Source organism: Bacillus sp. LJBV19 (assembly GCF_017797845.1).
Lineage (GTDB): Bacteria > Bacillota > Bacilli > Bacillales > Bacillaceae > Bacillus > Bacillus velezensis.
The window spans coordinates 292,296-314,831 of the sequence record NZ_CP072563.1 but is presented as its reverse complement, the minus strand read 5'-3'; the positions used below and the strand labels follow the sequence as shown (position 1 = coordinate 314,831).

Here is a 22,536-nt window from a genome sequence, read left to right as displayed (position 1 = left end):
TCTTTAATTGAGAATCAATATCAATGAAAGTATAACACATATTGAGGATCAGTGTTTATTCATTTCTCATCTTGCGGGAAAGGAGTGATTCAGAAGTGAGGTTCTGAGACTGATAAGCGGGAAGGTATTAAAACTGAAACCAGTACGGCGACTGGTTTCTTTTTTATCTCTTTTTCATCAGCATAATATCGAGATACAGCTGGCACCTTGTCCTGAAGTCGTTTAAATTAATTGATGTCATGTCAAGAATCTGTTTGATACGGTAGTTCAATGTGTTTTGATGAATAAAAAGCTGTTCTGCGGCTGGTTTTGTTTTGCAGTTATTGAGGAGATAGATTTCTAACGTTTTCAGCAGTTCTGTACTGCTTTCTCTGTCTTTGGCTTTTAATAACGCTAAATCATTGTTTACATATTCCAGTGAGGCGTTTTTTTCTTCGATACTTTCAAGATAGCGGTAAATCCCGAGCTTACTGTATTCGTACGGGATATTTTCCTGGTTTCCGGTAATTTCGGCGGCCTTTATGACTTCAAGGGCCTCTATATAACTTTTGCCGAGCTTCAGGATGCTGCTGTATTCATTGCCGATTCCGATATAGATGGGAGTGGGGATCTTCTGAAAGTGAAAATGAGTCAGCAGTTTGTGGATGAATTCAGATGCTGCCGAAGTGCCGGAGCTTTTTTGCGAGAAGCTTGCGACGACGATGACAATATTGGAATCAATGGTTAAGACGTGACTGACTTTATCCCGCAAATTCAAGTACGATTTGATGTTTTCCTTCACATCTTCGACTGCCTCCCCATCCCCATTTGCGGCGTGCAGGACGACTACTGAAAAAACCGACGGCAGCACGGCGTTCATCTTTTCCGCTTCCCGCCTGAACTCCTTTTCAGAGGAGAATTGCTGAAAGATCGCCCGTTTCACCAGGTCTTCCGCTCTCTCTTCTTTTTCCTGTTTCAGCCGGTTCGTTTTATAGATGATTTTTCCGACATGGAATGAAGTTTCATATAAAAAATCGAGCTCCTCGTCCGTCAAGTTTCGGTCGAGCTCCTGAATCCAGATGTAGCCCATCACTTCCCCTTTATGTTTTGCGCTTACAACCACTCTCTGATTCAGTCCGATACTGTCTATTTTTTCGACACGGAACGGTTCAGGAACGGTTTTCAGCTTTTCGATCACCCCGTCTTTCAGAAACCTTTCAAAAATCTGCACGGGGCATTTTTTTGAAAATATCGTCTGCTGGTTGGCGGAGTCGAAGTGATTAATGTAATAAGAATTATAGGCAAGCAAAAAGAAATCCGCGCTTTCCAGAATAACGGGCTTCTGCAATTCATAACTGATGAAATCAATTAATTTATCAATGTCCGTAAATGAAAAAACTCTCTCTAAAAGCTCTTCCATACCTATTTCTCCTATGCTCTTTTTATCTTTATCATACTCTGCGGGGTGACTTTTTGTATAGAAAAAAATTCACATATTCCCAAAACGGAATAATCCGAAAGCCTGTATCGTGAAAAGAGGAAAAAGGGCGGTCCCTTCTTCCTCTCGTTCCTTGCTTTTATTGAGAAAGTGTATCACGGTACTCATGAAACTGATCTGTGACATCTTTTGACGGAGCCTGTGTCAATAAGCTGACGACAAATACAGCGGCAAGGCTTACAGCAAAGCCCGGAATGATTTCGTACAAAAAGTCTGAAAGACCGGCATTCGCCCAAATGATTACGGTAATCGCTCCCGCAATCATGCCGGCGAGTGCCCCCCATTTCGTCATCCGTTTCCAAAATAAACTGAGCAGTACGACCGGCCCGAATGACGCGCCGAATCCCGCCCATGCATAGCTGACAAGACCAAGTATCGTGTTGTTTTTCTCCCAGGCGAGCACCAAAGCGATGATTGACACCGCAAGCACTGCCATTCTCCCCAGAAATACGAGTTCCTTATCAGAAGCCGAACGCCTGAACATGGACTTATACAAATCCTCTACTAAAGAACTGGACGTAACGAGCAGTTGAGACGAAATCGTACTCATAATGGCCGCTAAAATCGCAGAAATGAGAAATCCCGTAATAATCGGGTGGAACAGAATGTTGCCGAGCTGAATAAAAATGGTTTCCGGATCAGCCAGCTTCAGTCCGTGCTGGTGGTAATACGCGATTCCCGCAAGACCCGTAAACAGCGCGCCTAGTGCAGACAAAATCATCCATCCCATTCCGATTCGTCTGGCGCGTTTGATTTCTTTCACAGATGTGATCGCCATAAAGCGCACAATAATATGCGGCTGCCCGAAATAGCCGAGCCCCCACGCAAATAAAGAAATAATGCCAAGGACGGTCGTCCCTTTGAACATATTAAACAGTTCCGGGTTGACGGAACGGATATCGGCAACGGTTTCTCCCGGGCCGCCCGTATGGAAAATCGTCACAATCGGCACGAGAATAAGCGCCGCAAACATAATGATCCCTTGAACAAAGTCCGTCCAGCTTACCGCCAAAAAGCCCCCGAACAAGGTGTAGGCGACAACGACGCCTGTCACGACCCACAGTCCCGTGTGGTAATTCAACCCTAAAATGCTGTTGAATAAGACGCCTCCGGATACCATGCCGGATGATACGTAAAATGTGAAAAAGACGAGAATGACAAGACCCGAAAACAGTCTGAGAAGCTTCGTATGATCACCGAAACGATTTTCAAGGAAACCCGGAATGGTGATGGAATTCCCCGCTTTTTCAGTATACGTTCTCAGCCTCGGCGCCACGAAAAGCCAGTTCGCCCATGCCCCGAGCACAAGCCCGATCACAATCCAAGCGCCGCTTAATCCTGTCGAGAACATGGCGCCCGGAAGCCCCATCAAGAGCCATCCGCTCATATCCGCCGCTCCCGCGCTGAGCGCTGTGACGGCAGGGCCTAAAGAACGCCCCCCGAGCATGTAATCCGTCAGATTTGACGTCCGTCTGTAGGCGAAATAACCGATAAACAGCATGCCCGCCATATAAATACAAATGGAAATAATCAACTGAATGTTTGCTATGGCATTTCCTCCTCCGCTTTATATGTTTATGGTGAAATGGACACCCCCCGCGAGGAGGATGCCCATTCAGTCCCTCTTAAAACGTTTCACTGATTGTTTTCGCCTGCATGTGGAGGGCCAAATAATCCGGGCCGCCCGCTTTTGAATCAGTGCCGGACATTTTGAAGCCTCCGAACGGATGGTAGCCGACAATCGCTCCCGTACAATTGCGGTTGAAGTACAGGTTGCCGACATGGAATTCCTGTTTCGCCCGTTCAATATGTTTGCGGTTGTTTGTAATGACGGCGCCTGTCAGACCATATTCAGTATTATTTGCCACTTCTAAAGCTTCATCAAAGTTTGACACTTTAGAAAATGCAACGACAGGCCCGAAAATTTCTTCCTGCATGAGTCTGGCTTTCGGATCAAGGTCAGCGAAGATCGTCGGCTTAATAAAGTAGCCTTTTGAATCATCTCCGGTGCCGCCGCTTACTAAACGGCCTTCTTCTTTTCCGATTTCAATGTAGCTCATGATCTTGTCGTAAGAACCTTGGTCGATGACAGGTCCCATATACACGTCAGCGCTGTCAGGGCTTGCCGTCACTTTTGATTCAGTGATTTCGATGACGCGCTCTAATACTTGATCATACACTTTTTCATGGACAACTGCACGTGAACCTGCAGAACATTTTTGTCCCGCGAAGCCGAATGCTGATGTAAAGATGGATTGAGCCGCCAATTCAATGTCCGCATCTTCGTCAACGACAACCGTATCTTTACCGCCCATTTCTGCAATGACGCGTTTCAGATGCTGCTGTCCCGGCTGCACTTTCGCCGCGCGTTCGAAAATTCTCGTACCGACTTCACGTGATCCCGTAAACGTAATGATGCTTGTTTTCGGGTGATCGACGAGGTAGTCTCCCACTTCCGCTCCGCTTCCCGGCACAAAGTTGACAACGCCCTTCGGAAGACCTGATTCCTCAAGCACTTCTACGAATTTCGCCGCGATGACCGGTGTCGCGCTTGCCGGTTTAAGAACGACCGTGTTGCCCGTTACGATCGGTGCCACCGTCGTTCCCGCCATAATCGCAAAGAGGAAGTTCCATGGCGGAATGACGACCGTTACGCCGGTCGGTGTGTAGACATATTGGTTTTTCTCGCCTTCGCGGCTGTTGACCGGCTTGCCTTTTGCCAATTCAACCATTTGGCGCGCGTAGTATTCCATAAAGTCGATGGCTTCCGCCGTATCCGCATCAGCTTCGTTCCAAGGTTTTCCCGCTTCTTTGACGAGCAGGGCGGAGAATTCGTGCTTTCTGCGGCGGACTTTGGCAGCTGCGCGGAACAAAACGGCCGCTCTTTCTTCAGGGGAGGTGTATCTCCACTCTTCGAACGCTTTCGCAGCTGCTTCAATCGCTTGCTCAGCGTGCTCCTGGGACGCCTTTGACACTTTTCCGACGACTTCTTCTTTATCAGCCGGATTGATTGAAACGATTTTCGCTTCCGTCTCTACCTTTTCACCGTTGATGACGAGCGGATAATCTTTTCCCAGATACTCATTTACCGTCGCAAGCGCTTTCTTAAATTCTTCAACGTTCGATTGATCTTGGAAATTCGTGAATGGTTCGTGTTTATAAGGTGTAGTCATTGTCATCTCTCCCTTTTTTACTTCTTAGTCATCCCTTTAAAGGCGAATGCGATGTTTGAGGGGCGTTCGGCGAGCCGTCTCATGAAATAGCCGTACCAGTCATCCCCGTAAGGCAGGTAGACTCTCATGCGGTATCCTTCTTCCACCAGGCTGAGCTGGGTTTGCGAGCGCATGCCGTACAGCATCTGAAACTCAAAACGGTCGTTTGGAATGCCGTGCTCTTTGGCAAGCTGTTTTGTAAACTCGATCATTTTGTCATCATGCGTGGCAACTGCCGTATAATGTCCTTTTAAAAGCTGTTTGCGGATGAGTCTTTTATAATTTTCATCGACGTCGCTTTTTTCAGGATAGGCCACCTTTTCCGATTCTTTATAGGCCCCTTTGACAAGCCGCAGAAACGGATTCAGCGGGCTGAGGTCATCAAGATCCTTCTCCGTTCTGTACAGATAAGCCTGCACCACGGTGCTAACATATTCATACCGGCTCCGGAAGTCTTTAAAGATATCCAGCGTCTTCTGGCATCTCGTTTCATCTTCCATGTCAATCGTCACCATGACTTTATGTTTTTCAGCCGTTTGGAGGATTTTCGTCATATTTTCATAGACGAGATCGAGATCTATATCAAGACCTAAAGACGTCATTTTTAATGACACTTGGGAATTCAGCTGTTCATCAGCGATTAAGGCGATGGTCTGCATGCACTCCTCGGTGCGTTCTTTCGCGACATCACCGCTGTTGACAAATTCCCCCAAATGATCGACAGTAACTGACAGCCCTTGGCTGTTCAAATGTCGGATTGTCGGGATAGAACTGCGGAAATCCATTCCTCCGATGATTTTGCCGGCTGCCACACGGCTTCCCCAGCTTCGCGCCATCTTATTGAGAAAGCTGCTCTTGGATAAAAATAAGAAAAAATCTCTTGTAATCACTTCCAACCTTAACACCCCGCAATCTAAGAAGTATTTGTATGAGTCTATTGTAAATGGACAAAACATCCTCTCACAATATTCTAAAAATACAAAGATTCTGATAAATTTTTGTGGTTTTACCACAATCAGCTTCTTAGATAGCAGGCGGATTATGCCGAAAAAAGGCGGACGGAAATGACGGCAATCGTCAATTTCCGCCTTTTTCCCCCCACGCCTCTTCGACGGTCTGAATCAATAGCCGATTCAATTCCTCCGTTATGTCAGGTTTCGGCGTTTTGATCGTTTTGACATAGTGCCCGATGCGTTCTATTTCTTCTTCTATAAATGCATGAATGATCGTATTTCTCGGTTCCGGAGCCAGCTCCTGACCGCTTTTTTTCCTTGTAAGCAGTGTATTGATTTCAGAAATGAGCGCTTCATCCGTCAATAAGGCATCGGCCAGTACGGGAAATGACATCGGCGGTACGGAGCCGAATGTTTCAATCCATCTGCAGGCAAGGAGAGGACGCAGAACGTAAAAATACTTTTTAATCTTCACTTCACTGCCCCGCAGTTCCGTTTTTTCATTCCGTTTTGCCATATTGAGATAATGATAGATGCCGGCTTCAGGCGAAAAGGCGCGGATTTTCAGTTTTCGAAGCTTTTCAGCCGCTGAGAAAGCTTCATAATAGATCATCTCAGAAGAGAGCCATTCCAAAAGAGGCGGATTTGATTTTTTAAAAAGCCTTAGCGCTTTTCTCAGTTCCCACCCGCTGATGTCAAGCATGTCATGAATCGGCTCTTCTATGACATCCCTATGCGGTTCGATCGAAAAGTACCATTCTTTTTTCGGCACATAGAGAAACCGTACATCGTAGTCGCTGTCGCTTGACGGAAAACCCCATGCGCGGCTCCCTGATTCTACGGCGTAAAGCACCTTGACGCCGTGCTGTGCTTCAATTCGTTTTAATTCTTCGATGATCCTTTGTTCCATCTGTATCCGTCCTTTTCCGTGATCATTCCTGAAAAAAGCCCAAGTACTTGGGCTTTTCGCTGTCGTCAGCCTTTCAGATGCGCTTTCAGAAAGGCCAGCTTTTCCGTATGGAAAGAAGGTATGTATTCATGTCCGAAATACCGGTAAACCTTCAATTCTTTTTCCGTTTCCAGATGATTGTAAGCGGCAAACACCGTCGACGGCGGGGTCACGCGGTCAATCAGCCCGATGGACATGAGCACCGGAACTTTTACGCGGTCCGCCAGATTCATGATATCAAAATAGGCCAGTGTATTCATCGCGGTCTTCTCCGTTTCAGGGCTGCCGTTCTTTCTGAAAAAGGAGTTAATCTCAAGATACGGCTCATCAAGAGCGACATCAATGGCCCGCTCAAAATTGCTTAAATAAGGATAATCGGCCGCAACCGCTCTCGGAATGTCAGATAGTGCCGCCGCGGCGATTGAAAGTCCGCCTCCCTGGCTCCCGCCGATGACGGCGATCCTCGTTTCATCCACTTCATCAAAGCCGCTGATGACTTCCAAAGCCCGGACGGCGTCTAAGTACACGCCGCGGTAATAATATGTATCTTTATCTAAAATCCCTTTCGTCATCCAGCCGGGAACGTGTCCGTGCGGTGAGACGCTTGTATCTGTGCTGCTGTGCTGGCCGCGGACAAGCATGCCGAACGCGGCATATCCGTGAAGCGCCCAATTTACGATGTCATGTATATCCCCGTCATAGCTCGCGTTATAGCCGTGATATTTCACGATGGCCGGATGCGGTCCTTGCCGGTCGGGAACGGCGTACCATCCCTCAATTTCCGCCTTGCCGAAGCTACGGTATGTCAGCCGGAATACTTTCACGCCGTCAGCCGGGTAGCTTTCAGCCTTCAATTCAGGCTTTGCCTCTTCCTTTGCAAGCTCATGTAATGATGATGCCCAAAAATCCGAAAAGTCATGAGGAGCGGTTTTATTTGGTTTATAGGTTTGCAGTTGGTCGAGCGGCAAGTCGTATAATTGCATATCCGATTATTCTCCTTTGTTTTATAAGATTTAATTTTCTGACTCTATCTTAACACGATTTACACTCATTTTCTAAACATTTTAATAAACGTTTGTTTAAAAACAAAAAAGCCGTGCGCTCACAGCGTCACGGCTCTTTTTACATCGGCTGATACAGGTCCCAGCCGATTTTTAACGTTTCTACGATATAATCGGCTATTTCTTCTGGTTCCAGATTATCCGTCGCCACTTTTGAATTATGTTTATCATAGATGCTTTGGCGCTCGTTAAAGAGCTGCTGCATTTCATCCATGGAACGGTTATGCAGAACGGGACGGCTTTCAATCAGCAGATCAGCCCGCTGCTTCCAATTCTCCCATGATAGATCAAGATGGAGCACGAGACAGTTTTCAAGGCAGCACTGTCTGATTTCCTCTTGTTTAAACGAACCGCCCCCAAGAGACACAATCTTGAATTTCGTATTGCGGCAGATATCTAATATATAGTCCTTTTCAGTCTGACGGAAAAAGGCTTCACCTTTTTTCTCAAACATTTCAGGGATGGACATATTGAAATCTTTCTCAATCTGCAGATCAATATCAATGAAGTCTCTGTATAATTTCTTAGCGACCAGCTGGCCGATTGTTGTCTTTCCGACACCCATGAATCCGATCAGTACGATATTTCTTTCTCTTACGGGAATGGCACGTTTTGCGTTCATCTTCGGCGAAATCCTCCTAAGAAATGAAAAAGTTATGTTTATTATATGATAACTCAATATTGAAATATAGAGATAATGCAATGAAAGAAAACCCATCCTTTATAAGAAGAGATGAGTTTTTCTTTCTATCGGAGCGTAATGCGTTCCACCTTTCCGACAATGAAAATATAAGAAAATGCCCCGATAAATGCGACAGCGCCGACAAACAGAATCGCTCCGTTATATGAACCGGTCGCAGAAACGATAAACCCGATGATAAGCGGGGTGATAATACCGGCCATATTGGCGAAAAAGTTAAACACGCCTCCTGCCAATCCGATTGTCTCGCTTGGCGCCACCTCACTCAGCATCGTCCAGGAAATATTGGACATGCCCTGCGCAAAAGAAGCAATGGATAAGATCGTCAAAACCGCAGGAGCAGAATCCGTAACATTCGCGAGCACGATGGAGCCTGTCAGCAGAAGACCGAGGATGACGGGCGTTTTCCGGGCAACGTTCACCGAGACGCCCCGTTTCATCATTCCGTCAGACCAATATCCGCCGAACAATACGCCGAAAAAGGCGGCGATATACGGAATTGATGCGGCGAAGCCGACTTTTAAGAAAGCCATGTGCTTTGCCTCCGCCAGATAAGTCGGAAACCATGTCAAAAAGAAGAACAGCGTGGAGGCTACGGCGAATTGGCCGATATACAAGCCGACAAGCTTGCGGTATTTAAGAAGCTGGACGAAATCCGGCCACGTGATCCTGCCGGCTGATTCTGACACCTCTGTCAGTCCGCCGCCTTCTCTAATATAATCAAGCTCTTCCCGGTTCACTTTCCGGCACCGATTCGGCTCGTGATACATTTTGAACCAGAAAATGGAGAAAACAAGCCCGAGCACCCCTGAGGAAATAAAGACGGCGCGCCAGTCAAATGCCGTTAACACCCAGAATAAAACCGGTGTGGCGAACGCCAGCCCCACATATTCCCCCGCCGTATAAGCACCCGTCGCAAAGGCGCGTTCCCGCCTTGGAAACCATGTCGTGACAATCCGGTTGTTTGCCGGAAACGCAGGCGATTCAGCCAGCCCGATAATCAGGCGGCAGCCGAATAAAAATCCGAAACTGGCCGCAAAAGCCTGCACTCCGGTGAAAACCGACCAGATCAATAAAGAAACGCCGTACGTCCGTTTTGACCCGAATTTGTCCAAAATGAGCCCGCCGGGAATCTGCATTCCCGTATAAGTCCAGCTGAATGCGGAAAAGACGACGCCCAAAAGCGCGGGGCTTATGTTCAGCGATGTCTGAATGGACGGGGCGGCGATGGATACACTGGCACGGTCTATATAATTAATCGCAGTGATAAAAAACAAAAGAATCAGTATCACATAACGAGCGCGAGTCGGTTTATTGCGGACGGGACTGAAGTCCGTCAGCTCCGTTTCATTTTTCAATGGCTTCTCCCCCCTTACTCGAATGAAATTAATTGTACAACACTTCGGTCAATTATTTAATACTTTGACGCAAAAAAGCGCTAAACAATTTGTGTGCCGCACTGACCGGATGCAGACACACCCCGCTTATAAAAGTGTCTGCCCTTTTCACCTGTTTATCCGTATCGCACCCGGGGAAAAAGTACACATATGATAGACAGTTACGGGAGGATTACCGATGAAACTGAGTTTTTGCACGACAGGATTTAAAAAAAAGCATATTTTCGACATCATTTCTTTCGCGAAGGAGCACTCCTTTGACGGAATCGAACTGTGGTACGGACACACTAAACAATATATAGAGGAAATCGGCCCGCTCGACAGGCTTGATCAGCAGCTTCAGGAGGAAGGCATCGGGGTGCCTGCCGTCAGTTTGTACACTGACTTCGCCACTCAGGATGAAAAGCAGGCGTTAAAGGATGTTCAAAGGGCATTAAGCGCGGCACGACAGCTGCACAGTCCCTTGATCAGAGTCTTTGCCGGCAATCTTCCTTCGCATCGGACGTCACCGGAAAAGTGGCAACGTGCGGTTGATCAATTTCAGCAGGCGGCACGGCTCGCAGATGACTATGAAGTCGATATCGGGCTTGAGATTCATTACGATACGTACGCGGATACACCGGAGGCGGCGCTGGCATTTTTGGAGGATGTCGGACATCCGCGGGTCCGCACCATTTTTGACGGCTCCAACCTACACGTCAATCACGTTGACCAAATGCCCGCTTTAGAAAAACTGTATCATACCGTCAGCCACATTCATCTGAAAAACTATCACTGGAATTTTGACAACTGGTATCTCAGCAAGCCAACTCCGATTTTTCAAGGAGATCTCGATCAAAAAGCATTTTTAAAAGAGCTGATGAACAGACAATATGACGGTTTTGTTTCTCTTGAGTATTTTGGAGAACATGCCTTTACGCATATAAAGGAATCGCTCCGCGAATATACGTCTGTTTTTTCCCGCTGACTCTTCGATCGAAGGGTCTTTTTTTGTATCATATAGAAAAAGGGGGATACATGATGATCATTTGGATAAATGGGGCTTTCGGTTCCGGAAAAACACAAACAGCGTTTGAACTGCACAGAAGACTGAAACCGTCTTACGTATATGATCCTGAAAAGATGGGGTTTGCGATGCGTTCGATGATACCGCCGGATATCGCTGAAGATGACTTTCAAAGCTACCCTCTGTGGCGGGAATTCAATTACAGCATGCTTTCCTATTTGTCAGATACATATCAGGGCATCATCATTGTGCCCATGACCATTACGAACGATCAATACTTCCATGACATGATCAGCAGGCTGAGACAGGATGGCCGGACCATTCACCACTTTACCCTGCTGGCTTCAAAGGAAACATTGCTGAAACGCCTGCGCACCAGAGCGGAAGGAAAAAACTCCTGGGCCGCAAAACAAATCGACCGCTGCATCAACAGCCTGTCTCATAGCCTCTTCACAGAACATCTCCATACAGACCAAATGTCTATTCAGCAGGTCGCAGAAACGATCGCTGCCCAAGCAAATCTGCCTCTTGAGCCTGATTCGAGAGGCAGCCTTCGAAGATTCACCGACAGATTGATGGTGAAGCTGAATCATATCCGTATCAAATAAAAAAACGTTTTGAAAACATGTCCCTGATCCATGCAAATGGATCAATAAATAAAAAGCCCCTCTGAAGGGATGTTTTTTCAAATGAAGAAAAAAATTTCAGAAACATAGAAGGTATTTTATGGATAATCATCTAATTATTAACACTGTAATACATTTCATTTGAAAAGGGAGTGTTCGAAATGAAATTCAAAAAAGTGTTAACCGGTTCTGCGCTGTCTCTTGCCTTACTGATGTCTGCCGCTCCTGCCTTTGCCGCATCACCAACAGCATCCGTGGAAAATAGCCCAATCTCAACGAAAGCAGATGCCGGCATTAATGCCATCAAACTCGTTCAAAGCCCTAACGGCAACTTCGCTGCTTCTTTCGTTTTAGATGGAACAAAATGGATTTTCAAAAGCAAATACTATGACAGCAGCAAAGGGTATTGGGTAGGGATTTATGAAAGTGTAGATAAATAAAAATGAGATAAACAAAAACCTCCCTTTCAAAAGGGAGGTTTTTTCATTCTATTTCCACCAATCATCAAACATTGATGCCGGCACCTGGCGCTTATGCTCCGTACTGAGGTAGCGTTTTTCCAGCGCCTCAATCACTTCGGAAGAAACGTCCTTGCCTTCTAAATAATCATCAATGTCATTGTATGTGATGCCGAGTTCGGTCTCATCAGTCTGCTGCGGTTTTTCATCAAGCAGATCGGCCGTCGGTAATTTCAAATACAGGCGTTCCGGCGCGCCTAGCTCTTCTAATAAACGTCTGCCCTGGCGTTTCGTTAATCCGGTCAGCGGCAGCAGATCAGCTCCGCCGTCACCGTATTTCGTGAAGAAACCGGTCACCGCCTCGGCCGCATGGTCGGTTCCGATGACAAGCAGCCCCTCTTGTCCGCCGATGGCATATTGAGCGATCATTCTCATTCTGGCCTTTACATTTCCTTTGTTAAAGTCAGACAGCTGATCGCCCGTGTCTTTTTTGTACTGATCGGCGAACGCGCTGACAGCGGACTTAATATCAAACGTCCAAGATTTATCAGGCTTAATGAATTTGAGCGCCATTTGGGCGTCATCCTCATCCTGCTGTGTGCCGTGCGGAAGGCGGACGGCGATAAATTCCGCGTTTCCGCCTTCTTCTCTGATGCTTTCAGCCGCCAATTGGGCGAGGCGTCCCGCAAGCGTGGAATCCTGCCCCCCGCTGATGCCGAGCACAAAGCCTTTGGCACCTGTTTTTTTCAAATATTGTTTCAGAAAGTTCACTCTGTCCTCAATTTCTTGTTTCGGATCAATTGAGGGCTTTACATGGAGATCATTCATAATTTGTTTCTGGATGCTCATCCCAATCACTCCTCCTGCATTGTTTCTTTATGATTCATTTCCCGTTCATGCTGAAAATGAATCATGCCACTATGTACGACTCTCTGTTAAATATAGCACAGGTGCGGATTTTAAGTGAATCAAATACACCGGGATCAGCTGATTTCCACCCGCAGCGCCGTGATGCTGTCTCCGTTGCATTTTCCTTTTTCGATCGGACAGGATGAAAACGCGACGAGGAGATCCATTTCCGCACGGAGCCGTACATAATCACCCGCGTCAGAAAGAGGCGTTTCGACTGATAAGTTCCCCTTCTCATCGAGCACCGTGTTCATAAAGATGGCAAATGGGTAATGCATATGCGGCCGCGGCACCCCGAACGGCTCAAGCGCCCCGCTCATATTGTCATAGCACGTATCCTGGAGCTCGTCTTTATGCTTTCCGTATAAAAGCCTGTTCATATCCGGACGGCAGGCGGGAAGCAGCAGGTCATGCTTGCCGACTGTATCCTCAATCAGCGTCAGCATCGGCTTGTATAAATTCGAATAAATATGATCACCCGTTTTTACATGAATGGACTGGTTGGCATCAATCGTCGCGCCCTGATCAAGATGTTCATAAAAGTCCTTGGCATGATACGCCGTGAAGTCAGCCACCTGCTGTCCTTCCACATCGACAACTTTTATAATCTGCCCTTTGTGAACCTTTAGACCAAGCCCTTTTTTCGGCGGTACGATAAATTGCTGTGTCATCAGACTGCTCCTTTTTTTCTTCTATTATGAACTCCGGCCGTTTGTTTCATGTAAAGCAATTTATTGGATGTATATTCCCCTTCTGACGGCCGCAATCTAAGCTTTGATAAAGGGGTTGAACTTCATGGGTAAATCACAGGACCAGCCTAAAGGAAATCTCGCTTGGTGGCAGCTCTCCTTAATCGGCGTCGGCTGCACAATCGGGACGGGCTTTTTTCTCGGGTCCAGCATCGCTATTGTCAAAAGCGGATATTCCGCGCTGATCTCATTTCTTATTGCAGGGCTTGGCACCTATTTTGTCTTTGAGCAGCTCGCCAAGCTTTCGGCTAAACAGCCCGAAAAGGGGTCTTTTTGCGCTTATGCGAGAAAGGCTTTCGGCACTTGGGCCGGTTTCAGCAACGGATGGGTGTACTGGTCGTCCGAGATGCTGATCACGGGAAGCCAGCTGACAGCGATCTCGCTGTTTACGAAGCATTGGTTTCCGAATGTGCCGCTGTGGATTTTCGCCTCCATCTATGCGGTGCTCGGTCTTTTGATTATATTTACGGGGCTGTCCGTTTTTCAAAAAACGGAAAATGTGCTCGCTGTTGTCAAGACGGCGGCGATTTTTATGTTTATCGTGATCGCCATATTGGCGCTGTGCGGTATATTTTCTCATAAACCGGATGTGCAGGTGCCGAACGAATCAAAGGATTTGTTCCCGCACGGAGCGATGGGGTTATGGACGGGATTGATTTATGCGTTTTACGCCTTCGGAGGAATTGAAGTCTTGGGGCTGATGACCGTACACTTGAAAAAACCGGAGGAAGCCTCAAAATCAGGCCGGCTGATGCTTGCCGTACTTGCGGTCATTTACGTCATTTCTCTCGGCCTGGCGCTGCTGTTAGTGCCGCTGGGCAAATTCACCGAACAGGACAGCCCGTTTATTACATCGCTGAAGGGTTTTCATTTAGATATCATTCTTGATATTTTTAACGGGATTTTTATTATTGCGGGATTTTCCACGCTCGTCGCCTCGCTGTTTGCCGTGACGACACTGCTTTGTACAATGGCCGATGACGGGGATGCGCCGAAATGCTTCAGGTTAAAGGAAAACAAAAAAATCTGCTGGCCTGCGCTCGGATTGACGTTTGCCGGACTCATCGTCTCCATCATCCTGTCACTGGTGCTGCCGAAAAACATATATGAACACATGACAACCGCGGCGGGCCTCATGCTTCTTTATACGTGGCTGTTCATTTTGTTCTCGGGCAAGAAACTGCTCGAAACGACAAAGATGGGAACTGCACAGATTGTTATCGCCCTTGTGCTGATTGTCGCGGCTGTCTCCGGGACGCTGTTTGAGAAATCGAGCCGGCCCGGTTTTCTGGTCAGCCTTTGTTTTCTCGCCGTCATTGCGATCGTGACATGGATCGTACAAAAAAAGCAGGGACACAGCCCTGCCGGATCATAGCTTATTTCGTCGGTTTAAACAGTCTTTTCAAATAAGAAAAGGGACACTTTGACACTTGCGTCTCATCATCACGGAGGAAATATTGCTTCCATTCTAAATTGTCTTTTCCTCCGTACCACCCCAATCGGGGATGAAGAGGGGCTTCATCATACGCCTCTAAGCGTTTTCTGATCAGCCGGCTCATGTTTCGTCCGAACGCGATTGAATCATTTAATCCTTCGAAAATCCATCTCGGCTGAAACGCCAGCATAAAAAAAGGGAAGCTTCTGCTTTGTCTCGCTTCATGCGCAGGCGTCGCGCACAGAATAAAGTACGGCTCGCCGTCAAAGCAGAACTCCCATTTATAATGTTCAGGGTCTTCCGGCATATCTTCCGGCCAGTCATTCGGGTCGCAGCCGCTCAGCCGGTTTAAAAAAGACCAGAACAGCTCTTCATACGCCTCAATGGAATAATGCTCAGCTAAATCCTCAGGCGTATCAAAAATCACAAGCAGCGACGCGTATCTTCCGGTATCCCTTGAGATCTTTCCGTACTCTGACAGCAGCATCCCCACTTCCTCCGGGGTTCCCTCTTCGCGGGGATCACCCGCAAAGGATATCCGGAGCTGATCTGTCAAAAATCCCTGACGTCCGGGAATGCACGGAAACGTATCCGCTTTATCGCCTACTTTTTCTGATAGAAGCTCAAAAGCGATTCTCTGCCAATTTGGCAGATCCAATAACTTTTCCTCAAGGCAACTTTTTGTGTACAGCCCGCTTGCCATCGGCCCACCTCCAGTATCGTCATGATACGTTATGACGGAGATAGGCGATGGGTGACTCTTCTTCGATTTATGAGATGAGCATTTGAATCCCCTGCCATCCGAAATAAAACCCGAAAACGATCAAAGACACACCCGCCGCTCCCGTCAGCCAGCGGAGCGCTTTTTCATGAAGGAGATTTCTGAAAGTGCTCGCGGCGACCGCCATGCAGAAATCCCAGATCAAAATGCCGAGAAGAATGCCGGAGCTGTAAATCAAAAGCTGATTTGCATCGAAGGATTCAGCGGTTTTGGCGAGAATGCTCCCGTATATGCCGAGCCAGAATAAAATGCTCAGCGGATTGGAAAGAGAAATAAAAAATCCCGCGCCGAATGTTTTGTAAAAAGCCGGTTTTCCTTTTCCGCTTCTGACATTCATCGCTTCCCTGATATTTTTTAACGTTTCGACTCCCGTATAGGTCAGCACGAAAAAACCGAAGAGCCACAAAAACGTTTTAACGAAAGGTGCCGTCAAAAATTGAGACAGCCCGAAATAGATCAGAATCATATACAGCCCGTCCGCGGCCATGGCGCCAAGACCGAAAATCCATGCATGCCAAAAGCCGTTTTTGATGCCTTTGTCAATTTGCGCCGCATTGACCGGGCCGACAGGTGCTGACAATGACAGCCCGAGAACGATGTAGCTTAAAAAGATGTTCATTGGCTTCCCCCTCATTCATGCAACTTGTACAAGTTATTCATGAATGGGCCGTGCTATGATACATTATTTTAATTTCTCAAGCTCGTCTTCCATCATGTCCGTCGCTTTTCCTAAAAAATCGAATATCAGCTGCAGTTCTTCTTCTTTATATTGCCGGCAAAGGCTGATCGTAGACTGGGATAAGGAGCTGAACAATTGCTTCACATTCGCTTTTCCTGCTGTCAGCGGCACGATGATCACCCGCCGTTTGTCTTCGGGGTCTTTTTTCCTCATGACATATCCCGCTTTTTCGAGCCGGTCAATGAGCGCCGTTACCGAACCTGTGCTGAGGCCGGTTTTTTTCCCAAGCTCGCCTGCGGTCATCGGGCCTGCTTCATTTAAGATATCAGCTGATTTCAAATCGGTCGGAAACAGACCGAGAGATTGAGCGGCCGCCTGATGAAAAAGGATCGTCCTTGTGGCCATCTTCCGGAATAACTGTATGGCGGTTTCCTCCGTCTCGCTTCTGGTATTTCTTGTTGACAACTGACAGGCCTCCCTATAAAATCAATTTATCTTGACGATCAAGATAATTTTCGGCAAATCTAATATGATCATAGCAAATTTAATGATCAAAAGTAAGTATGGGAGGAAAAAGCATGGAACAAACAGCCGCGAAGGACGCCTCGACGAAGTTTGTCGTCATCGGTCTTTTGCTGGGCATTTTAATGTCGGCTATGGATAATACAATCGTTGCCACTGCGATGGGAAATATCGTGGCGGACCTCGGAAGTTTCGATAAGTTCGCGTGGGTGACGGCATCATACATGGTAGCCGTTATGGCCGGTATGCCGATTTACGGAAAACTGTCCGATATGTACGGACGCAAGCGTTTCTTTTTATTCGGTCTTATTCTTTTCTTAATCGGATCTGCATTATGCGGAATCGCCCAAACAATGGATCAGCTCATTATTTACCGCGTCATTCAGGGAATCGGCGGAGGCGCGCTGATGCCGATCGCCTTCACGATCATTTTTGATTTATTTCCGCCGGAAAAACGCGGAAAAATGTCGGGCATGTTCGGTGCCGTTTTCGGCCTGTCCAGCGTTCTCGGGCCGCTTTTAGGCGCGCTCATTACCGACTCCATCAGCTGGCACTGGGTGTTTTACATCAACGTGCCGATCGGTATTTTATCATTGTTTTTCATTCTGCGTTATTATAAAGAGTCCCTTGAACACAAGAAGCAGAAAATCGACTGGGCCGGCGCAATCACGCTGGTGGTTTCCATTGTCGGTCTGATGTTCGCTCTTGAGCTCGGCGGAAAAACGTATGATTGGAACTCCGTGCAGATCATCGGTCTGTTCGCTGTGTTCGCCGTGTTCTTTATCGCCTTTTTTATTGTGGAAAGAAAAGCGGAAGAACCGATTATCTCATTTTGGATGTTTAAAAACCGTTTATTTGCTACGGCACAGATTCTGGCGTTCCTTTACGGAGCCACGTTCGTCATTTTAGCGGTGTTTATCCCGATCTTCGTTCAGGCTGTGTACGGAAGCACCGCGACAAGCGCGGGCTTTATTTTGACGCCGATGATGATCGGTTCTGTTATCGGAAGTATGATCGGCGGAATTTTCCAGACGAAAGTGCGGTTCCGCAATTTAATGCTGATTTCCGTGGTCGCTTTCTTTATCGGAATGCTGCTGCTTTCCAATATGACACCGGATACGGCGCGTACGATGCTGACGGTATTCATGCTGATCTCCGGATTCGGCGTCGGCTTCAACTTCTCACTGCTGCCGGCCGCGTCCATGAACGATCTGGAGCCGCGTTACCGCGGAAGCGCCAACTCAACAAACTCGTTTTTGAGATCATTCGGCATGACGCTCGGTGTGACGATTTTCGGAACCGTCCAGACGAATGTGTTTACCAATAAGCTCACAGATTCATTCAGCGGCATGAAAGGAGCGGGCGGCGCGATGCAGAACATCGGAAATCCGCAGGAGATCTTCCAGGCCGGCACGCGCGCTCATATTCCGCCGTACATTCTGGATCGCATTATTGACGCCATGTCGCAAAGCATCACATATGTATTTACGCTTGCGCTGGCGCCGATCGTCATTGCGGCCGTTACCATTTTGTTTATGGGAAAAGCGAGAGTAAAAACCTCTCAGGAAATGGCGAAAAAAGCGAATTAAAAAAAGCAGTACATGGCGTTTGTCATGTACTGCTTTTTTGTTTACTCTGCGAAATGCGGAGCGAGAATATCTTTCAGCACGTTTGCGCTGCGGCTGAATTGAGCCTGTTCTGTTTCATTCAGCTCAAGTTCCGTCACACCTGCGATGCCGTTCCGATTGACGACGGCCGGAACGCCGATAAAGACGTCGTTTACACCGTATTGGCCGTCCAGATATGTGCTGACGGTTAAAATGCTGTTTTCATTACGCAAAATCGCTTTTGTGATGCGGGCGAGACTCATCGCCACTCCGTAATATGTCGCGCCTTTTTTCTCGATAATATGGTAGGCCGCGTTTTTCACATCGTCAACGATCTGATCCAGCTCGTCCTGTTTGTAAGCTGCATTTTTCTCCAGCAATTGCTGCACCGGCACTCCGCCGATATTGGCGTGACTCCATACAGGAAGCTCGGTATCGCCGTGCTCGCCGATAATGTGGGCGTGTACGTTTTGCGGAGCGGCTCCGAAGTATTCACTCAGCATATAACGGAATCGCGCAGAATCCAGTGTCGTGCCGCTGCCGATGACGCGTTCTTTCGGAAGGCCGCTGAATGCCCATGTCGCATAAGTGAGAATGTCGACCGGGTTTGTGGCAACGAGGAAGATGCCGTCAAATCCGCTTGCCATTACTTCACCGACAATGCTTTTAAAAATGGCGAGATTTTTTTCGACCAGCTCAAGTCTCGTTTCGCCCGGTTTTTGATTGGCCCCTGCACAGATGCACACGATATCGGCATCCTTGCAATCCTCATATGTGCCGTAAGACGTTTTGACCGGATGAGGCGCAAATGCCTTTCCGTGATTTAAATCCATGACATCTCCCATGGCTTTTTCTCTATTTACATCAATGATCACAAGCTCGTCTGTGATCCCTTGGTTAATTAACGCAAATGCATAACTGCTTCCAACAAAACCTGCTCCGATTAATGCTACTTTGTTCACTCGTTCGTTCATCATGTATGCTCATCCTCCAGTGTTTCGTGGTGTCTGTTTTTATCTTGTGAAGTATTTCACATTTATATTGTGCAACACTTCACAAACTTTTGCAAGAGAAAAGTTTGATTTTTGGACAAAAAATACCGGTGATGGTTTCCAGATTGTTGACAACATCCTAAAACGGAACCGTTTTAGGATGTTGTCATCTTTTCAGCGTGATTGAAGACGCGCTGTCCCTTTCCTAACCGAAGCAAGGGTTTGATGTAATGATGTCTCTATTCATTAATTCGGAAGATAACCATTCAAACCAGAGTTGTTATACAAACCATTCTGCACATAATCAAAGCCGGGATGGTTCTGTCCGGGCACTTGGGCGCTGCCATTGTTAAAAATCACTTTGGCGTCGGCCGTATCCGCATTCGCAGGCAGCGTCAGCGTGTAAATTCCATCTGCATTCTTAGTCATGGCTTTCCCCGGCCACGATCCGGTTAATTCTATGGCCCCGCCTCCATCATGTTTGTAAATATAAGCATTTACATTGCCCCAATGATCCGGATTTTGATAGCCAATGATGTTGGTTTGGGACGGGTCTTTTTTGACAAACGTGTATTCTTGGGTTCTCGATGCACCCTCGCCGTTCGTTCCGGTTAACTTGACGTTGTATGTCGTGCCGATTGGATCTTCTTTCCCGATCGTTAATCGGTCTCCATCCTTAAATGCTGTCTCCTGCCCATTATTGATTTGGTAAACGGCTTTTGCTGTTTTCGCATTTGCACGCAGGGTGACCGTCAGCTGATCATTGAAAGAATGGACTGCCTCTGTTTGGTAATTCTCAAGAAAGACATGAGGCGCATTTCCAATATCATCAGGATAAAGGACAGCCGCGGATCTGGCATTGATCGTACCTGTCAGTTTGCCGTTCGATACTTGAAATGAACCGGCGCCGGCCCTATTATCATACCTGCCGTCAGGTAATTTCGTTGAAGTATTGATGGTGACAGAAGATGATCCTGCATTTGCCAGCACAACGCCTTTTGAGCCGCGCTGATTCATAAATATTTGATTGTTCCCATTCGGATTTGAGAGTTCCTCAGGCTGCCCGGCCATTTCATTGTGAAATTGATTGACCGCAGTGATCGCCTGATCTTTAAATAAGGCGCTCCCGCGATCTCCTATTTGACTTTTTCCGGGAAATCTTACACCATTTCCTCCGCCCTCAGGCCTGGAAAAGAAAAGAGGCGTGCTTCCTGAGCGCGAACCAATCACTGCCCAGCCTAAACGAATATCGTCATCACTCATCCATGTAGACTCTTCATCATCATTGGCATACGTATCATGTGATTCCACCCATGTGACTAACTTGTCCGCAGACACGTCAGATGCATAATGGGAGATATTCGACACACTCAGATTACGGTTCTTTAAAGCGGATCTGATGGAATGCCCATAGTTAGAAGCCGTCACATTCATATAATTCGCATAAGCAGTATCTCTGGACGCGCTGTCTTGCAGGATTTCTCCGTATTGGAACTCCGCCGATGTATTTGTGATATTCGGCCAAAATTGGCTGCCGTAATTCCCATCATCCGGAAGCTCTATATGCTTGGCGGCATCATAGCGGAACCCGTCTGCTCCGTCATTCAATGCTCTTTCCAAGAAACCTTTCAGGTAGGCTTGCACCTCAGTATTCTGAGTATTCCAATCATACAGCCCAAGCAATGCATTTTGAGTGATGTCCCATCGGTCCGACCAATTTTTAATTTGTGTGTTTCCATGGGTCCAGTTTGGAATACGCTTAATCTCATCAGAAATCGCGCCATAATCGCTGGTGGTATGATTGACAACCGCATCGACAATGACTTTTACGCCATATTTTTCCGCGGCTGCACACATGTCCTTAAATTCTTGTTCAGTGCCTAAGTAACGGTTGCCGATTTGGTACGATGTCGGCTGATACAGCCAGTACCAGTTCCTCATGCTTTTATCTCCTTGGTTCCCTTCCTTTACTTGGTTAATCGGAGACGTCTGAATGGCTGCATAACCTGCATCACGAATCTCTTTCATATTTTGTGTTAACGTATTGAATGACCAATTCCATGCATGAAGGATGGTCCCGTTTTTGACCGATGAATCGGTCACCTCATTCGATTTGTGTGCAGTTTCAGCGTTTGCAGCCGCCGGGCCTGACAAAACCAAATGAAACAGCAATAAAAATCCGGCGAATAACGGCAGTAAAGAGGTTTTGAATCGTTTTTTAAACATTTTTGACACTCCTTATTTGATTTTTGAAGACTGACTGCGGAGTCAAAAATTCCTCTTACTCTTTCTTCAGCTTCCTCCTTTCAATTGTTGTGAAGACTGGAGAATTCTGTTAACGCTTACATTTGAACTTATCACACACTCTCTATCAAAGCAACGCGGCAGAGTGAATTCAAATCTTTATTCCTATCAAATAAAAAGACTTTTCTCTTATAAACAAAAAAAGAAACCACCATCAAGATGATTTCTTTTTTATTTCTTTTATCGCTCTTCTGTAAGACAGCTTCACAATGACATACCGAAGCAGAAACAGAATGCCTCCGCAGACGATAAAAAGAAAGATCATTTTCAGCCAAGCAAAGAATGTATGGGGAAACCCCCTGTCGTACATCGTAAGCGCCGCTGCCGCAAAAGTGACTGCAATTGAATCTATCCGCTGCTGCTTCACCCGCTTTTTCAGTTCTTCTTTGGTGTCTATTCTCGGCATGAGCATTCCCGACGCTCCCGCCCTGATACAATAATAAACAATTATAATGAAGAAAACCGCCAAGCTTCCGGCCCATTCCCTAAACGGACAGTTCAGAACAAGTCCGCGTACGATGATATCAAGCAAAGACAGTGTGCCCACAAGCATTCCGACTTCTGACCAAATCATTCGTTCTTTCTCTTTCACACTCTCACTCTTTCCATTCACGTTTGAAAGTCCGTTCCGACGCTGATTCATGACTTCCTCCCGTACTATTAAGAATGGCTTACAACTCCCATTATATCTTGCCGATTCATAATGATAAACCGAAATA

21 protein-coding genes are annotated in these 22,536 nt (G+C 46.9%); 5 read left to right on the top strand and 16 right to left on the bottom strand.

Features of this window, described 5'->3' with window-relative positions; all coding sequences use genetic code 11:
- Positions 1-163 precede the first annotated feature (163 nt).
- The 8 genes from putR to J6600_RS01650 form a co-directional block, all read right to left on the bottom strand.
- Positions 164-1,399, bottom strand: a complete 1,236-nt coding sequence (gene putR / locus J6600_RS01685; protein ID WP_021494194.1) for a proline utilization transcriptional regulator PutR — start codon at positions 1,397-1,399, stop codon at positions 164-166.
- 157 nt (positions 1,400-1,556) lie between these two features.
- A complete protein-coding gene (putP, locus tag J6600_RS01680) occupies positions 1,557-3,011 on the bottom strand; it encodes a sodium/proline symporter PutP (protein ID WP_076983722.1) in 1,455 nt (484 codons plus the stop codon).
- A gap of 91 nt (positions 3,012-3,102) precedes the next feature.
- Positions 3,103-4,650 carry an L-glutamate gamma-semialdehyde dehydrogenase gene (gene pruA / locus J6600_RS01675; RefSeq protein ID WP_021494193.1) on the bottom strand — a complete coding sequence of 516 codons (1,548 nt, stop codon included), beginning with the start codon at positions 4,648-4,650 and terminating at the stop codon, positions 3,103-3,105.
- A 17-nt stretch (positions 4,651-4,667) separates the two neighbouring features.
- A complete protein-coding gene (locus J6600_RS01670) occupies positions 4,668-5,579 on the bottom strand; it encodes a proline dehydrogenase family protein (RefSeq protein WP_087920787.1) in 912 nt (303 codons plus the stop codon).
- Positions 5,580-5,766: 187 nt separating this feature from the next.
- Entirely contained in the window at positions 5,767-6,552 is a 786-nt protein-coding gene (locus tag J6600_RS01665) for a nucleotidyltransferase domain-containing protein (RefSeq protein WP_021494192.1), read from the bottom strand.
- A 65-nt stretch (positions 6,553-6,617) separates the two neighbouring features.
- A complete protein-coding gene (gene cah / locus J6600_RS01660) occupies positions 6,618-7,574 on the bottom strand; it encodes a cephalosporin C deacetylase (RefSeq protein ID WP_022552557.1) in 957 nt (318 codons plus the stop codon).
- Positions 7,575-7,713: 139 nt separating this feature from the next.
- Entirely contained in the window at positions 7,714-8,274 is a 561-nt protein-coding gene (locus J6600_RS01655) for a shikimate kinase (RefSeq protein ID WP_003156609.1), read from the bottom strand.
- Between the two features lie 125 nt (positions 8,275-8,399).
- Positions 8,400-9,710 (bottom strand): MFS transporter, encoded by a 1,311-nt coding sequence (locus J6600_RS01650; RefSeq protein WP_007609271.1) that lies wholly within the window; start codon positions 9,708-9,710, stop codon positions 8,400-8,402.
- A 217-nt stretch (positions 9,711-9,927) separates the two neighbouring features.
- Here J6600_RS01650 and J6600_RS01645 point away from each other — a divergent pair, with 217 nt between their 5' ends.
- The 3 genes from J6600_RS01645 to J6600_RS01635 all read left to right on the top strand — a co-directional run bounded on the left by J6600_RS01645 (position 9,928) and on the right by J6600_RS01635 (position 11,821).
- Positions 9,928-10,716 carry a sugar phosphate isomerase/epimerase family protein gene (locus J6600_RS01645; RefSeq protein ID WP_061861826.1) on the top strand — a complete coding sequence of 263 codons (789 nt, stop codon included), beginning with the start codon at positions 9,928-9,930 and terminating at the stop codon, positions 10,714-10,716.
- A 53-nt stretch (positions 10,717-10,769) separates the two neighbouring features.
- Complete coding sequence (gene tmrB / locus J6600_RS01640; RefSeq protein ID WP_061861825.1) at positions 10,770-11,363, top strand: tunicamycin resistance ATP-binding TmrB; 594 nt, start codon at positions 10,770-10,772, stop codon at positions 11,361-11,363.
- Between the two features lie 179 nt (positions 11,364-11,542).
- Complete coding sequence (locus tag J6600_RS01635) at positions 11,543-11,821, top strand: antimicrobial peptide LCI (RefSeq protein ID WP_007609269.1); 279 nt, start codon at positions 11,543-11,545, stop codon at positions 11,819-11,821.
- Between the two features lie 48 nt (positions 11,822-11,869).
- Here J6600_RS01635 and nadE read toward each other — a convergent pair whose 3' ends face one another.
- Both nadE and J6600_RS01625 read right to left on the bottom strand, forming a co-directional pair.
- Entirely contained in the window at positions 11,870-12,688 is an 819-nt protein-coding gene (gene nadE / locus J6600_RS01630; RefSeq protein ID WP_014416856.1) for an ammonia-dependent NAD(+) synthetase, read from the bottom strand.
- Between the two features lie 134 nt (positions 12,689-12,822).
- On the bottom strand, positions 12,823-13,419 hold the full coding sequence (locus tag J6600_RS01625) for a DUF1989 domain-containing protein (protein WP_014416855.1): 597 nt from the start codon (positions 13,417-13,419) through the stop codon (positions 12,823-12,825).
- Between the two features lie 124 nt (positions 13,420-13,543).
- Here J6600_RS01625 and J6600_RS01620 point away from each other — a divergent pair, with 124 nt between their 5' ends.
- On the top strand, positions 13,544-14,872 hold the full coding sequence (locus J6600_RS01620; protein WP_029973917.1) for an amino acid permease: 1,329 nt from the start codon (positions 13,544-13,546) through the stop codon (positions 14,870-14,872).
- Position 14,873: 1 nt separating this feature from the next.
- On the opposite strand, the gene J6600_RS01615 is transcribed toward J6600_RS01620, so the two are convergent.
- From J6600_RS01615 to J6600_RS01605, 3 genes are all read right to left on the bottom strand, one after another.
- Positions 14,874-15,635, bottom strand: coding sequence for a YqcI/YcgG family protein (locus J6600_RS01615; protein WP_209387860.1), 762 nt, complete (start codon positions 15,633-15,635; stop codon positions 14,874-14,876).
- 67 nt (positions 15,636-15,702) lie between these two features.
- Positions 15,703-16,332: a LysE family translocator gene (locus J6600_RS01610; RefSeq protein ID WP_007409057.1), complete on the bottom strand. Its 630-nt coding sequence runs from the start codon at positions 16,330-16,332 to the stop codon at positions 15,703-15,705.
- A 63-nt stretch (positions 16,333-16,395) separates the two neighbouring features.
- Positions 16,396-16,857, bottom strand: a complete 462-nt coding sequence (locus tag J6600_RS01605; protein ID WP_032872770.1) for a MarR family transcriptional regulator — start codon at positions 16,855-16,857, stop codon at positions 16,396-16,398.
- A 113-nt stretch (positions 16,858-16,970) separates the two neighbouring features.
- On the opposite strand from J6600_RS01605, the gene J6600_RS01600 reads away from it, so the two are divergent.
- Positions 16,971-18,503: an MDR family MFS transporter gene (locus tag J6600_RS01600; RefSeq protein WP_160216714.1), complete on the top strand. Its 1,533-nt coding sequence runs from the start codon at positions 16,971-16,973 to the stop codon at positions 18,501-18,503.
- A gap of 41 nt (positions 18,504-18,544) precedes the next feature.
- Here J6600_RS01600 and J6600_RS01595 read toward each other — a convergent pair whose 3' ends face one another.
- The 3 genes from J6600_RS01595 to J6600_RS01585 form a co-directional block, all read right to left on the bottom strand.
- Positions 18,545-19,498: an L-lactate dehydrogenase gene (locus J6600_RS01595; RefSeq protein WP_021495277.1), complete on the bottom strand. Its 954-nt coding sequence runs from the start codon at positions 19,496-19,498 to the stop codon at positions 18,545-18,547.
- Positions 19,499-19,759: 261 nt separating this feature from the next.
- Complete coding sequence (amyE, locus tag J6600_RS01590) at positions 19,760-21,739, bottom strand: alpha-amylase (RefSeq protein WP_209387859.1); 1,980 nt, start codon at positions 21,737-21,739, stop codon at positions 19,760-19,762.
- Positions 21,740-21,971: 232 nt separating this feature from the next.
- The gene (locus J6600_RS01585; RefSeq protein WP_014416849.1) at positions 21,972-22,460 is read right to left on the bottom strand and encodes a DUF6773 family protein; all 489 of its coding nucleotides are present in this window, start codon (positions 22,458-22,460) and stop codon (positions 21,972-21,974) included.
- Positions 22,461-22,536 lie beyond the last annotated feature (76 nt).

Coding starts and splice junctions, on each gene's coding strand:
- cah (WP_022552557.1), bottom strand. CDS start 7,574: ATGCAATTATACGACTTGCCGCTCGACCAACTGCAAACCTATAAACCA.
- J6600_RS01610 (WP_007409057.1), bottom strand. CDS start 16,332: ATGAACATCTTTTTAAGCTACATCGTTCTCGGGCTGTCATTGTCAGCA.
- amyE (WP_209387859.1), bottom strand. CDS start 21,739: ATGTTTAAAAAACGATTCAAAACCTCTTTACTGCCGTTATTCGCCGGA.
- J6600_RS01625 (WP_014416855.1), bottom strand. CDS start 13,419: ATGACACAGCAATTTATCGTACCGCCGAAAAAAGGGCTTGGTCTAAAG.
- J6600_RS01595 (WP_021495277.1), bottom strand. CDS start 19,498: ATGATGAACGAACGAGTGAACAAAGTAGCATTAATCGGAGCAGGTTTT.
- putR (WP_021494194.1), bottom strand. CDS start 1,399: ATGGAAGAGCTTTTAGAGAGAGTTTTTTCATTTACGGACATTGATAAA.
- J6600_RS01585 (WP_014416849.1), bottom strand. CDS start 22,460: ATGAATCAGCGTCGGAACGGACTTTCAAACGTGAATGGAAAGAGTGAG.
- J6600_RS01600 (WP_160216714.1), top strand. CDS start 16,971: ATGGAACAAACAGCCGCGAAGGACGCCTCGACGAAGTTTGTCGTCATC.
- pruA (WP_021494193.1), bottom strand. CDS start 4,650: ATGACTACACCTTATAAACACGAACCATTCACGAATTTCCAAGATCAA.
- nadE (WP_014416856.1), bottom strand. CDS start 12,688: ATGAGCATCCAGAAACAAATTATGAATGATCTCCATGTAAAGCCCTCA.
- J6600_RS01665 (WP_021494192.1), bottom strand. CDS start 6,552: ATGGAACAAAGGATCATCGAAGAATTAAAACGAATTGAAGCACAGCAC.
- J6600_RS01615 (WP_209387860.1), bottom strand. CDS start 15,635: ATGGCAAGCGGGCTGTACACAAAAAGTTGCCTTGAGGAAAAGTTATTG.
- tmrB (WP_061861825.1), top strand. CDS start 10,770: ATGATCATTTGGATAAATGGGGCTTTCGGTTCCGGAAAAACACAAACA.
- J6600_RS01655 (WP_003156609.1), bottom strand. CDS start 8,274: ATGAACGCAAAACGTGCCATTCCCGTAAGAGAAAGAAATATCGTACTG.
- J6600_RS01635 (WP_007609269.1), top strand. CDS start 11,543: ATGAAATTCAAAAAAGTGTTAACCGGTTCTGCGCTGTCTCTTGCCTTA.
- J6600_RS01645 (WP_061861826.1), top strand. CDS start 9,928: ATGAAACTGAGTTTTTGCACGACAGGATTTAAAAAAAAGCATATTTTC.
- J6600_RS01620 (WP_029973917.1), top strand. CDS start 13,544: ATGGGTAAATCACAGGACCAGCCTAAAGGAAATCTCGCTTGGTGGCAG.